The following is a 13,628-nucleotide window of genomic DNA, read 5'->3' on the forward strand; positions in this document are numbered from 1 at the left end:
ATTAACTTATTTTTGTAAGTTCTTTTTGTCGAGGCTTGGATCTTTAATTTCTACATAAGCATTTGCACGTACTTCACGCAACCAGCTATCAATTTCAGTGTTAAATTGACGCTCACCTAAAATTTGACGTGCCATACGCTCTTGATATTCATGTGTCATATCTTTTTCGCGTTTGTCTGTCACTTGTAAGATATGCCAGCCGAATTGAGTTTGGAAAGGTTCACTAATTTCACCTACAGGAATTTCCTGCATTTTTTTATCAAACTCAGGAACCATCATACCTGGCGTAACCCAACCTAGACTGCCGCCATCACGTGCTGAACCTGTATCGTTTGAATAAGTTGCAGCAAGAATAGCGAAATCTTCACCCGCTTTTAATCGCTTGTAAATGCTATCAATTATTTGTTTCGCATTTTCAGGGCTTACCACTTCGGAAGGTTGAATAAGAATATGGCGTGTCTGATATTGCGGTACTAATGCTTTCTGTTCATTTTGCTTACGTTCTAAAAGTTTTAGAACATGTACACCATCGCGTACAGAAATTAAGTCAGTTGTTTGACCGTCTTGCAGTGGAGTAATACGAGCAGCAAGTTCAGCCGGTATATCAGAAAGAGGACGGAATCCCATATCTGCACCTTCAACTTTTACAGTCGCAGTTGAAAGCTTTTTAAGAGCGTTTAAATCATTGCTTTGAGCAAGTTGTGAACGAACTTCTTTTGCTACATTTTGAACTTCTTGAGGGTTGTCTCCGGAAATTCGCATATGAATCACATGGGCTTGATTACCTAAAGCAGCTTGTCCTTGTGGTGACTTCAAGAAGTTATCTACATCTTGATCACTGATTTTAATGCGAGACATAACTTGCTGTTGACGCAGACGATTAATTGCTAAATCTTCAGCAATACGGCTACGTAAGTTTTCATAAGTTCCAGGTGCAATCGCATCTAATTTTTGTTGAAAGGCTTCTAGGCTTTTGCTACCTGATTGACTTGCAACTTTAAGTACAGCCTCATTTAGACTTTTCTCATCAGGTTTGATGCCATATTTTTTAACTTGTTCAAGTTGTGCTTGACGTAAGATGAGCTGGTCTAATACTTGAAATTGTAAGTATTGTTGAGGTGGAACTTCTTTTTTTTGTGCTTGCAATTCGTGAGCTGCTTCAGCCATTCCTTGTTCAAGGTCACTTTTTAAAATTACGCTATTGTCCACAATTGCCACAACTTCATCAGTAGGTTGGGCAAAACTATGCATTGATGAAGATATTAATACAGCAAGGGTTGTCGCTTTAAAAAACTGTTTAAGATGTTTTGTCTTCATTAACGTTGTGTCCAAGATTGATTAATTTTGTTAAAACCTAAAACGCGATTTTCAAGTAAAGACGCGAGTTTATTGTTTAAACCACCTAAACCTTTGAGTGTAATTTCGGCCATGATCGCGCGCTTTTCACTAACATCTGGAGATTTTGGATCGTCTAGATCGTTATAGTATGAACGGCCATAGACAGAAATGCCCCAGCAACACGATTCATAATTAACACCTAGTAATAATTCACGGGCAACATCATTGTCCATGTCATATTGTACGTGCCCCATAATACGCCAATTGTCTTTAATTGGTTGTATAAACGATGCAACAACTTGGTCGTATGTATCTTGGCGTCCTGGAATATCTTTACGATAGAAATAGCCTAAGTTATATAGATTTCCTTTATCGCCTGTATAGTAAAGTTGAAAATCACGCTGTGCATTATCACCATTTGACATCCATGCCGAGTTGGCAGCAATGGTAAAGTTTTGATTAAGTTGACTTGATAAGCTAACAACAGGACCTGTATTACGTTCAGTATCAATTTCATCTTGTTGTTTCAAGGTGACGCGGCGATCTTCAAAATAATAGCTTTGGCCCACACTTGCGCGTAAACGCTCTAAGCCTACTGTGTCAAAAAGACTATAGCTTACACCTAACGATAAAAAGTTATTGTCTTCAAGGCGGTCATGTCCATAGAAGCGGTAAGGGTTAAATAACTGATCGTAACTAATTGACGCAGTGGTTGAGTCAAAGTTTGGGTAGCCATCTTGATTTTTGTATGGCGCATAGGCATAGAAGGCGCGTGGTGTAAGTGTTTGTAAATATTTGCCCTCACGTTCAAAATTCAATCCAGTGTCCAATGTAAATTGTGGCACAACGACTGATTTGTTTTCAGAACCGCCGTCTAAACCTTGAGAGGCGATACTGTCCTTGTCATAGAAGGTTTGAATAGAACGTACGGAAAGCTCAGGAATTACAAAGGCTGCTGGTGTTCGATAGTTATAACGTGTTGCAAACTGGTTATAAATACGCGTACCGCTACTTTCTTGTGCAGAATCATCGTTAATTGATTTCTTAAAATAAGCAGTATCGTTATTAAATTCGTATTGTAGTCCTAGTGGATTACCAGTGACATAATTTAATAAAAATTGAGGTAAGCGGGCGTATGGTTTATTGACGTCTTTTACTTCTGGGTCAAGGGTCTGGAAATCTTCGACTTTAAGCTGTGCTTTTAAACCCGGAATACCATGTTGATAGTTAAGTTCCCAAGCTCTACGTAAGTTAAGATCTGTTTTAGAGATAGGGCTACTATCTAAATCAGAGAAGTAGTCTTTATCTGATGCGTAGTTATATTCAAGGTTGGTAGACCATTGGTCGTTGATATCCCAATTATGTAAAAAATGGAAATCTTTACGGTCTTTATCATCATATTCTTTATCAGATGGCAAAATGCCGCCCCAAATCTGTCCGGCACCAAACCCATCCGTCAAATATCGGAATTCACCTTGTAACATTGCCCCACGATCTGCTAAGTAACGTGGCGTAATTGTTGCATCGTAATTAGGCGCAAGGTTTAAATAAACAGGAACCGAAAGTTCAATACCACCATCGTTTGAGAAACCAAATTGTGGGTTGAGGATACCTGTAGTACGGCGGTCATCGATCGGGAAGTTAAAGTAGGGAACTGCTAGAACTGGAACATCTTTTACATATAGTTTTGTTCCGCGCGTAACACCGCGCCCAGTTTCTTGGTTCAACTCAATTTTGTTGGCTTGAATTTTCCAACCTGGTTTCTGGCCTGGCGGACAGGTTGTGTAAGTCGCATCATTGAGAACCATTACATTCGGAGAGGTTCTCTCGATCTTCCCAGCATGACCATGGGCATGTTGTTGTTCAGAAATATAAAAACTATTATCTAAATTTCCGGTTTGAGTCTTTAGATTGTAATCAATTTCATCACTTTGAGAGAGTAAGCCGCCTTGAGCTAACTGTACTCGGCCTTGTGCATGTGCAAATGTTTGAGTTTTATCAATGGTGACTTTATCGGCACGAACTGTACGGCCTTCTTGATCTATCACCACGTTTCCTTCCAACACAGAGTCGCCGGCAGGGTTGTAGTGCCCATAATCAGCCGTTACAACTGAAGTAGCCTTATCTGCATCTAACGCTTTAGTTTCAGGATTAATTGGTGTAATCCAAGTTCCTTGGCAGAATGCTGAACTCAAATATTTATTATTGCGCAATTGCGCCTCAGGGGTAGATTTATCAACATAATATTGTTGAAAGAATTCCTGCCCTGGATAGGCTTCCTTAATACTCGCCTTAAGTTGATTATTGTCTATGTTGGAGACAACACCAGCTGACTCAGCATAACTTGATTGTATGGAGCCACTACATAAGAGCGTAAAAATAGCGGTCGCTAAAGGATTAAATTTAAACTGATGCTTCATTGTCTCATTAACCAAGTATGCTAATTCACAATTAATTATTGTCGCATCATAGAGAAAAAGTTTATAAGTGGCTACACTTAACCCTTCAAAAATCTCAGCTTGTTTTAGATTTTATTGCAAATGAATACACAACGTGAACAATTGATACATACATGGCTTACATCTGTTCTTGAAAATGATCAATTTCAGATCGCTTATTTAGCAGGGGATGCAAGCTTTCGACGTTATGCTCGCATCCAGTTACAAAATAAAACGTATATGCTTATGGATGCACCTCCTGAAAAAGAAGACTGTGTTCCGTTTGTGACCATTGACGAGTTTTTTGCAGGGCATGGGGTTCGGGTACCTCAGATCGTTGCAAAAGATTTAAATCAAGGTTTTTTATTGTTAGAAGACTTTGGTGATGTGCTGCTGTCTACATTGTTAAACGATGAAACAGTTGATCAATATTATGAACAGAGTTTTAAACAGCTTATTCATTTGCAATCGATTAATGGGGCTGAACATTTCCCGGCTTATTCTTATGAAAAGCTTTTATCGGAAATGCAGTTGTTAACAGATTGGATGTTACCGTCACTCGATATCCATCCAACAGCTGAGCAAAAGAAAACTATTGATGATGCATTTGATTTCTTGGCTCAGGCAGCATTAGCTCAACCGCAAGTTATTGTACATCGTGATTTTCATAGCCGTAATTTAATGAAAATTGCTAATGAAGAAGAATTGGGAGTAATTGACTTCCAAGACGCGGTTATTGGTGCTGATACATATGATTTAATCTCGATTACACGTGATGCATACGTGCAGTGGAATGCTGAGCGTGTTTATCAATGGTTTAAAGTGTTCTATGAGCTTTTACCAGCATCTGCTAAACAAAACCGAAGCTTTGACCAATTTAAACGTGATGCTGATTTAATGGCAATTCAACGCCATATCAAAATTTTAGGTATTTTTGTCCGTTTGTTTGAGCGAGATGGTAAGTCTGGTTATTTGAAGGATTTACCACGAGTCATGTGGTATTTACTTGAAGAGAGCCGTGGCTATCATGAGCTTGATGACTTCATGGCATTTATTCACAGTTCGGTAATGCCTAAATTTATTGAAAAATATGGCCCTTATGAGGTTGCAGCATAATGAAAGCAATGATTTTAGCTGCTGGCTTGGGCAATCGTATGCGTCCACTCACGCTATATACACCAAAGCCTCTGCTTGAGGTAGGTGGTAAGCCACTTATTGTGTGGCATATTGAAAAACTTAAGAAAATTGGTGTGACCGACATAGTCATCAATTCTGCGTGGTTAGCCGACAAACTCATCAGTAGTTTAGGTGATGGCTCTCAATTTGGTGTGGATATCCGTTGGACACGAGAAGAAGAAGGGCTGGAAACCGCTGGTGGAATTATTAATGCTTTGCCACTGCTTGGAACAGATCCTTTCATTCTGGTGAATGGAGATGTATGGACTACAATGGATTTTGAAGCTCTACGCCATATTAAGTTAAATGATGATTTGGCACATCTTGTATTAGTTGATAATCCTAAACAGCATCCTGATGGCGACTTTACATTATTAAATGGACGCGCTTTTACATTTGATCAAGATGTGAAGGGCGAGAACCTCACTTTTAGTGGTGTATCTGTTATCCATCCTAAGCTTTTTGATGGATTGGAAGCTGGTAAACGTCCGTTAGCCCCATTGTTGAAGCAAGCGATGCACAATCAAAAAATATCTGGTGAAAAGCTTAAAGGTGCATGGGTAGATGTGGGAACGCCTGAGCGTTTAATGGAGCTAGATTTGCAAATTCGTGAAGGCTTCTACGATTAACTGCGTAATCGCTAATCGTTAACTAGTGTTCCACGATGCATAAATGGGTATACTTTGTTTTAAATTTTACTTAGATGTTATCTGTTTATGCATCCGTTTTTTCAAGAGTTACAACAGGGTAGTCAAAAATTAGGTTTATCGCTTAGCGATGAAGCTTTGACATTATTGTTGAAGTATCAAGATGCTTTGGTACTTTGGAACAAAGCTTATAATCTAACAGCGATTCGTGATCCTAAAGAAATGTTAGTAAAGCATTTGTTGGATAGCCTAAGTATTTTGAAAGATTTGCCAGCAGGTCGTTTGCTCGATGTAGGTACAGGTGGTGGCATGCCGGGCATGATCATTGCTTTATGTCAGCCAGAACGCTCTTGTGTATTGCTTGATTCAAATGGTAAGAAAATTCGTTTTTTGAAACAGTTTATTGCTGACCTTAAGCTTAAAAACGTAATAGCTGTGCAAACGCGTGTTGAAAATCAAGATACAATTGATGAACTTGGCCAATTTGATGTAATAACAAGTCGTGCATTTGCATCATTAACAGATTTTGTTGAGGCTGCACGTCCATATTTACATGAGCAGAGTATAATTGCCGCGATGAAAGGACTGATTCCAGTTGAAGAAATGGAAGAGCTTAAGCAGGAATTTTCATGTAAAGTGATTGAACTGCATGTACCGAGACTTGATGAACAACGTCATTTACTTTTACTTCAACGAATTTAAATAAAAAGTATTAGGGTTACCATGGCTCAAATTATTGCGATTGCAAACCAAAAGGGTGGTGTTGGTAAAACAACGACTGCAGTAAATCTTGCAGCGTCACTAGCTGTATTGAAAAAACGTGTGCTACTTGTCGATATAGATTCGCAAGGTAATGCTACGATGGGGTCTGGTATTCAAAAGAATGATCTACTTTATTCAATTACGGATGTGTTATTGGGTGAAGTGCCAATCGAAACGGCAATTCAAAAAGCTGAGGTTGGATATAAAGTTTTGGGTTCAAACCGTGAACTTTCTGGTGTCGAGCTTGCCATTGCCGAGCAAGAAGGTCGTGAGTTCATTTTAAAGAATGCTTTGAATGAAATTCGGGACTCATTCGATTACATTATTGTTGATTGCGCGCCTAGCTTAAGTTTAATTACCGTGAATGCTTTAGCTGCAGTAGATGGTGTAATCATTCCAATGCAATGCGAATACTATGCATTAGAAGGTTTGGCAGATTTAACTCAAACGATCGATCGTATTCAAAAAGCGTTAAATCCAGATTTGGAAATTATTGGTGTTTTACGCACCATGTATGATGCGCGTAATGCCTTAACTCGCGATGTATCTGCTGAGTTGGAACAATATTTTGGTAAGAAACTCTACGACACTGTGATTCCACGTAATGTTCGTTTGGCTGAAGCTCCAGCACATGGTTTGCCAGTGATTTATTTTGAAAAAAGTTCGAAAGGTGCAGTTGCATACTTAAATCTTGCGGCTGAGATGTTAAAGAAAAGTAAAGTGAAGAAAGGAAGTAAAGTATGAGCATCAAAAAACGCGGATTGGCGAAAGGTCGTGGTTTAGATGCATTACTTGGTTCAATTCAAAAAGAAAAATTACAACTAGAAGCTCAAGCGCTTGATCATGGTCAGTTAAAGCAAATTGATGTGAAGTTGTTGAAACGAGGTGAATATCAACCACGTCGTTTTATCCATGAGCATGATTTGCAAGAGTTGGCATCCTCTATTGAAAAACATGGGGTAATGCAGCCAATTGTTATTCGTCCTGTAGATGATGAAGCTCATCCTTACGAAATTATTGCAGGTGAGCGTCGTTGGCGCGCAGCTCAAATTGCTGGCTTAACGGAAATCCCTGCAATTGTTCGTGATTTAAATGATCAGGTTGCTATTGCTTTAGCACTTATTGAAAATATTCAACGTCAAGATTTAAACCCGATTGATCAAGCGTTGGCGCTACAACGATTCCATGATGAATTCGGTTTAAGCCATCAAGAAATTGCTGATACAGTCGGTAAAGCAAGAACAACGGTAAGTAATTTATTACGTCTGTTGAGCTTGGCTGATGATATTAAGGAGTTTATGCAGCAAGGCCAGCTTGATATGGGGCATGCTCGTGCCATCTTAACTTTAAAGGGCAAAGAACAACTTGAAGTTGCAAAAATTGTAATTGAAAAAGGATTATCTGTTCGTCAGACTGAGCAGTTAGTACGCGATTGGAGCGAGCCTAAACAGGAAAAGGAAAAAGCTCCTGTTGCACCAGACATTGAGCAACTAACTCAGAAATTATCAGAACGTTTTGGTGCCAATGTTAAAATTGATCATAACCAGAAAGGTAAAGGTAAGCTTGTTATTCACTATCATTCACTCGATGAGTTAGATGGTATTTTGAATATTTGTTTACCAGATTAATTCTAAGTTAGGTCATATATTTCTAATTTATATTCTTGGGGAAGAAAATATGTGGGAACTTGTGAAAGCGGGCGGCTGGTTAATGCTGCCTTTAATTTTGTGTTCAATTTTAACCGTCGCAATTAGTATTGAGCGTTTTGTACGTTTAAGACGTTCACAAGTTTTACCTAAAGTACTAATGAATGATGGCAGTGCAGATATTTCTGTTGTCATAACAAATTTGGAGCAGGATACTAATGCGCAAAGCACGGCATTGGGCAATATTCTAAAAGCTGGTTTTGAGCATCAGGAACATGGCGAACAATTTGCGCGAGCACAAATGGAAGCTATGGCTTCTCAAGAAATTTCTTATTTAGAAAAAAATATTAACTTCTTAGGGACTTTAAGTGCTATAGCGCCTCTACTAGGGCTGCTTGGAACAGTTGTGGGAATTATTGAGTCTTTTTTGGTTATTGATTTTGGTTCGGCAGGTAGTCCTAGTTTAATGATTCCCGGTATTTCCAAGGCTTTGATCACAACAGCAGTTGGTATGCTCATTGCAATTCCTGCACTTATTTCCTATCGATATTTTCAAAGAGTAGTGCAAGATTATATTGCTGAGTTAGAGCAACAATCTACGCTATTTCATGCCTCATTGTTTTACAAACGTTCTTCAGTCATGCAAGAACATCGCCGCGTTGGTTGATGGGTAGATCACAATATGAAGTTTAAACGTTCTCAAGTTGAAGACATTCATATCAATTTAACACCTATGATTGACTGTTTATTGTTCATTCTAGTGTTTTTATTGTTATCTACCACTTTTAATCAGCCAAGTCGCATCAATTTAACTTTACCAGATGCACAAGGTGTTCCACCAAAACAGTACGATCATAAAATTGAAGTCGTGGTAGACTCTAGCGGACATTACGCTGTGAATGGTCAGGCGCTATCTACCAAAGATGTGGCTGATTTGAGCACTGCAATTAAGCAAATTGCTCAAGAGCGACGTGACTTTATGTTTATCATTGCTGCTGATGCAAAAGCATCCCATCAGGATGTTATTCGTGTTATGGATGTAGCAGGACAACTCGGTTTTGTTAACATCAATATTAGTACCAAAGTTCCTTCTAGAGGTTTTTCTGAGTGAATCAAGATTTTAAGGTTTATTTACGTCTCATATCCTATTTAAAACCTTATTGGGGCGTGGCCTTATTAGTTCTTATCGGGTTCGGTATGAACTCAGCGACGGAGGTTTCTGTTGCTAAGCTCATTAAATTTATTATTGATGCAATTCAAAGTGCCAGTAGAGCGGATCTAGATTGGTTCCCTTTATTAATCATTTTATTGGTATTCTTCCGTGGCCTTGGCCTATTTATGGGAGGGTACTATACGGCTGTGATCTCGCGCAGTTTGGTTTTTAGTATTCGCCAAGAAGTTTATGCAAAACTTCTAAGACTGCCGGCTCAATATTATCTCGATAACTCTTCGGGTCATATTACTGCCAAAATTATGTATAACGTCGAGCAACTTACAGCTGCTTCATCTGAATCATTAAAAACCATTGTTCGAGATGGCATGATTACGTTGGGGTTGTTAGGTTATTTGTTCTATACCAATTGGCGTTTAACAATTTGTATTATGGTGTTCTTACCTGTAATTGGGATTTTGGTGCGTAAAGCTTCAAAAAGAATGCGCAAACTCTCGATGCAAGTTCAGGATACTATGGGTGATGTTAACCATGTAGTGCAAGAAAGTATTAATGGTAATGCAGTTGTTAAAAGTTTCGCTGGTGAAGAGTCAGAACAAGAGCGTTTCTATAAGTCATCGGAAGAAAACTTAAAACGTGGTTTAAAAATGGTGATTGTGCAAAACCTAAATAGTCCTGTTGTTCAAGTGGTAATGGCTTGTGCAATGGCTCTAATTGTATGGTTAGCATTAAGACCACAAATTTTAGGGAATACAACTGCTGGTGAGTTTGTTGCATATATTACGGCAGCAGGGTTACTTTCAAAGCCTGTTAAAAACTTGACAGATGTGAATGAAAAGTTACAGCGGGGTTTAGCAGCTGCACACTCAGTTTTTGAATTATTAGATTTACCTGAAGAGCAAAATAGTGGTGAACTTAAACCGCAGTTGCAAGGTGCAATTCGTTTTGACCATGTTGTACTTAACTATGCTGACGGTACGCAAGCGATTAAAGACTTTTCTTTAGATATTCGTCCAGGCGAAACTGTTGCATTGGTAGGGCGCTCTGGTGCTGGTAAAACTTCTTTAGTGAACATGTTGGTACGTTTCCAAGAAGTCTCAAGTGGTCAAATTTATTTAGATGATTTGCCAATACGTGATATTGAGCTTTCAAGTTTGCGTACACAAATTGCAATGGTAAATCAGCAAGTTGTTTTGTTTAACCGAACTGTACGTGAAAACATTGCTTATGGTCAGTTACATAATGCAAGTGATGAAGACGTAATAGCTGCAGCAAAGGCTGCTTATGCCCACGACTTTATTATGAACTTACCAAATGGCTACGATACTGTTTTGGGTGCTCAAGGTCTAAATTTATCGGGTGGTCAACGTCAACGTATTGCAATTGCTCGTGCAATTTTGAAAAATGCCCCAATTCTGATTTTGGATGAGGCGACAAGTGCGCTTGATAATGAATCTGAACACTTTATTCAACAAGCATTTGATGAAGCTATGCAAGATCGTACAACGATTGTGATTGCTCACCGTCTATCAACCATTGAAAATGCGGATCGTATTGTTGTGATGGACCGCGGACAAATTGTTGAACAAGGTACTCATCAAGAATTACTTGCTAAGCACGGTGCTTATTATCAATTACATCAGCGTAATTTTGAGGACCATTAAGTATGTCTTTAGCCCAGCTGATCCAAAATGCATGGAATAAGCAATCAAGTTGGTTGATTGTTTTACGTCCTTTGTCTTGCTTGTATCGTGCTGGGTTTTTACTAAATCGTTATCTTTATAGTTCAGGCTTTAAAAAAGTTTATACCGCACCTGTGCCGGTCATGGTAATTGGCAATATTACGGTGGGGGGAAGTGGAAAAACTCCATTATTAATAGAGCTGGTCAATTATCTAAAGCAGCATAATGTAAAGGTAGGGGTAATTAGTAGAGGCTATGGTGGAGCTGGCCCTTTTCCTATGTTGGTAACATCGGCCAGTCAAGCAGCTGAAGCAGGAGATGAACCTGCTTTGATTGTACAGTCAACTGGCGTACCTATGGCAGTAGGACCCAATAGACAAGTAGCAATCGAGTTATTATTAGCATCGACTAAACTAGATTTAATTATTAGTGATGATGGGTTGCAACATTGGGCATTAGGTCGCCAAATAGAATGGATCGTACTTGATCAAAATCGTGGCCTTGGAAATAGAAAGTTATTACCAGAAGGATATTTACGTGAACCTGCGGAACGTTTAAAAACTAGTACGGTAATCGAGCATATTTTCACACCAACAACTACATTGCATATGCATCTTGATGCAGGCCAGCCTTACTTGTTGAATCCTTCTTCGGCAACTGAATTATCATTCAATATTCAAAATAATTACCATGCAGTAGTCGGCATTGGTTTTCCTCAGCGCTTTTACCAAACACTTAAAGGTTTAGGGGTGAAACAATTTCAAGAGCATGCTTTTCGTGATCATCATGATTACAGTATTGATGATCTCATTTTTAATGATGATTTGCCGATCATTACAACAGAAAAAGATGCTGTTAAATTTTTACCATTACTTGAAAAACATCCAGACTTTAAACGTTCTATCTGGGTCGTACCTGTTAAAGCTGTTTTGTCTACAGAGTGCTATCAGATTTTAAATCAACAATTGCAAAAGCTTGATATTCAAATATCTTAGGAAGAAAAAATGAAACATATCGTCATTCCAGCACGCTTCTCAAGTTCGCGTTTGCCAGGTAAGCCATTGTTACTTATTCATGATCGTCCTATGATTTTACGAGTAGTAGATCAAGCAAAAAAAGTTGAAGGTTTCGATGACCTATGTGTAGCAACGGACGATGAACGTATCGCTGAAATATGTCGTGCAGAGGGCGTTGATGTTGTTTTAACAAGTGCAGACCATCCATCGGGAACAGATCGTTTAAGTGAAGTTGCTCGTATTAAAGGATGGGATGCTGATGACATTATTGTAAACGTACAAGGCGATGAGCCATTACTGCCAGCCCAGCTTGTTCAGCAAGTTGCAAAGCTTTTGGTTGATAAGCCAAACTGTTCAATGTCTACATTATGTGAGCCTATTCATGCGTTGGATGAATTTCAGCGTGATAGTATCGTAAAAGTAGTCATGTCTAAACAAAATGAAGCATTATATTTTAGTCGTGCAACTATTCCTTATGATCGAGATAGTGCTAAACAAGCTGAACCAACTTTACATAGCCAAGCATTTCGTCATTTAGGTTTATATGCTTATCGTGTGAGCTTATTACAAGAATATGTTACATGGGAAATGGGTAAACTTGAAAAGCTCGAGAGTCTTGAGCAATTGCGTGTTTTAGAAAATGGACACCGTATTGCTATTGCTGTAGCAGAAGCGAATTTACCACCAGGTGTTGACACTCAAGCAGATCTTGATCGTTTAAATAATATGCCTGTTGAGTCTTTTGAGTAAGCGTTAATTTAATGAATCAGAATGTGACTTCTAAGGTTTATCCGTGGCAACAGACAATGTGGGAAACGTTAACAACACGTTTTCCTAATATTGGGCATGGCTTATTATTTTATGGTAAACAAGGTTGTGGTAAACATGCTTTTGCTAAGCATTTCTTAGCGTGGGTACTTTGTTTAAATAAACAACCTCAAGGTGCTTGTGGTGAATGTAGTAGCTGTCAATGGTTAAAATCAGATACGCATCCAAACTATGTTCATATCACGACAGATGAAGAAAATAAAAAACAAAATGCAAAAATTAAAATAGAAAAAATTCGAGATTTATTGCCATTTGTACAACAAACTGGTGAGGGATGGCGTGTTGTTGTTATTGAGCCAGCTGAAGCTTTAAATCTTGCGTCATCAAATGCGCTGCTAAAAACCTTAGAAGAGCCAGGTGAACGCGTCGTTTTAATCTTGTTGGCCGATCATTATTTGAAATTACCGGCAACCATTCGAAGTCGCTTACAGCATTTTGCTTTAGACCGTATTTCATATACAGAAGCCACATCTTATTTAAATGAACATTTAGCTGAAATAGCATCTGTACCACCTGAATTATTGCTAGGCCTTTCTAATGATATGCCTTTGCAAGCAGTTGAAATTGCGACTAGTGATTGGTTTGCTAAAAGACAGTCTTTTTTAGAAGATTGGACTAAAGTTGTAAATCAAAAAAATATGCCTTTATTTTATTCGGCTAAATGGCAAAAAGAACTCAACTTTAGTGATTTTATGATGCTTCTTGAATACTTGTTAGGGGATTTAATTTGTGTCAAGCTCAATCAACCACAGAAAAATATTGATTTACAGTTCCATCAATTGGCGCAAAACTATAATTTAGAAAGCTTATTCAGTCTTTATGAGGAATTACAGCAATCTAAAAGATTGGTTGAACAGAATGTACAAACACAACTCATCATAGATCAACTTTTTATAAAATTAATGAACGTTTAAGGGGAACACT

General features: G+C 38.5%; 13 protein-coding genes. 11 read left to right on the forward strand and 2 right to left on the reverse strand.

Translation table 11 applies throughout. The features are described from left to right. Positions 1–6 precede the first annotated feature (6 nt). Both EG365_RS16635 and EG365_RS16640 read right to left on the reverse strand, forming a co-directional pair. Positions 7–1,317 carry a peptidylprolyl isomerase gene (locus EG365_RS16635; RefSeq protein ID WP_000850090.1) on the reverse strand — a complete coding sequence of 437 codons (1,311 nt, stop codon included), beginning with the start codon at positions 1,315–1,317 and terminating at the stop codon, positions 7–9. After that, positions 1,317–3,758, reverse strand: a complete 2,442-nt coding sequence (locus EG365_RS16640; RefSeq protein WP_000682639.1) for an LPS-assembly protein LptD — start codon at positions 3,756–3,758, stop codon at positions 1,317–1,319. Before EG365_RS16640 ends, EG365_RS16635 begins: the two co-directional genes overlap by 1 nt. A gap of 120 nt (positions 3,759–3,878) precedes the next feature. Between EG365_RS16640 and EG365_RS16645 the strand changes: the two genes are divergently transcribed. The 11 genes from EG365_RS16645 (at position 3,879) to EG365_RS16695 (ending at position 13,618) form a co-directional block, all read left to right on the forward strand. After that, entirely contained in the window at positions 3,879–4,892 is a 1,014-nt protein-coding gene (locus EG365_RS16645) for an aminoglycoside phosphotransferase family protein (protein ID WP_001096106.1), read from the forward strand. Then, positions 4,892–5,581 carry an N-acetylmuramate alpha-1-phosphate uridylyltransferase MurU gene (gene murU, locus EG365_RS16650; RefSeq protein ID WP_000646452.1) on the forward strand — a complete coding sequence of 230 codons (690 nt, stop codon included), beginning with the start codon at positions 4,892–4,894 and terminating at the stop codon, positions 5,579–5,581. The genes EG365_RS16645 and murU overlap by 1 nt, the downstream gene beginning before the upstream one ends. A gap of 87 nt (positions 5,582–5,668) precedes the next feature. Next, on the forward strand, positions 5,669–6,301 hold the full coding sequence (gene rsmG, locus EG365_RS16655) for a 16S rRNA (guanine(527)-N(7))-methyltransferase RsmG (RefSeq protein ID WP_000553193.1): 633 nt from the start codon (positions 5,669–5,671) through the stop codon (positions 6,299–6,301). Between the two features lie 21 nt (positions 6,302–6,322). Continuing rightward, entirely contained in the window at positions 6,323–7,105 is a 783-nt protein-coding gene (locus tag EG365_RS16660; RefSeq protein ID WP_000057212.1) for a ParA family protein, read from the forward strand. Continuing rightward, positions 7,102–7,989: a ParB/RepB/Spo0J family partition protein gene (locus EG365_RS16665; RefSeq protein WP_000023433.1), complete on the forward strand. Its 888-nt coding sequence runs from the start codon at positions 7,102–7,104 to the stop codon at positions 7,987–7,989. Before EG365_RS16660 ends, EG365_RS16665 begins: the two co-directional genes overlap by 4 nt. Before the next feature lie 49 nt (positions 7,990–8,038). Continuing rightward, positions 8,039–8,674 carry a MotA/TolQ/ExbB proton channel family protein gene (locus EG365_RS16670; protein ID WP_000264037.1) on the forward strand — a complete coding sequence of 212 codons (636 nt, stop codon included), beginning with the start codon at positions 8,039–8,041 and terminating at the stop codon, positions 8,672–8,674. 15 nt (positions 8,675–8,689) lie between these two features. Beyond that, a complete protein-coding gene (locus EG365_RS16675) occupies positions 8,690–9,118 on the forward strand; it encodes an ExbD/TolR family protein (protein WP_000669684.1) in 429 nt (142 codons plus the stop codon). Next, positions 9,115–10,842, forward strand: a complete 1,728-nt coding sequence (msbA, locus tag EG365_RS16680; RefSeq protein WP_001070734.1) for a lipid A export permease/ATP-binding protein MsbA — start codon at positions 9,115–9,117, stop codon at positions 10,840–10,842. Before EG365_RS16675 ends, msbA begins: the two co-directional genes overlap by 4 nt. 2 nt (positions 10,843–10,844) lie before the next feature. Further along, complete coding sequence (gene lpxK / locus EG365_RS16685; RefSeq protein ID WP_000050464.1) at positions 10,845–11,855, forward strand: tetraacyldisaccharide 4'-kinase; 1,011 nt, start codon at positions 10,845–10,847, stop codon at positions 11,853–11,855. A gap of 9 nt (positions 11,856–11,864) precedes the next feature. Continuing rightward, the gene (gene kdsB / locus EG365_RS16690) at positions 11,865–12,626 is read left to right on the forward strand and encodes a 3-deoxy-manno-octulosonate cytidylyltransferase (protein WP_000680697.1); all 762 of its coding nucleotides are present in this window, start codon (positions 11,865–11,867) and stop codon (positions 12,624–12,626) included. 11 nt (positions 12,627–12,637) lie between these two features. Then, on the forward strand, positions 12,638–13,618 hold the full coding sequence (locus EG365_RS16695) for a DNA polymerase III subunit delta' (protein WP_001075411.1): 981 nt from the start codon (positions 12,638–12,640) through the stop codon (positions 13,616–13,618). Positions 13,619–13,628 lie beyond the last annotated feature (10 nt).

The organism is Acinetobacter sp. FDAARGOS_494, assembly GCF_003812225.1.
Taxonomy (GTDB): Bacteria; Pseudomonadota; Gammaproteobacteria; order Pseudomonadales; family Moraxellaceae; genus Acinetobacter; species Acinetobacter baumannii.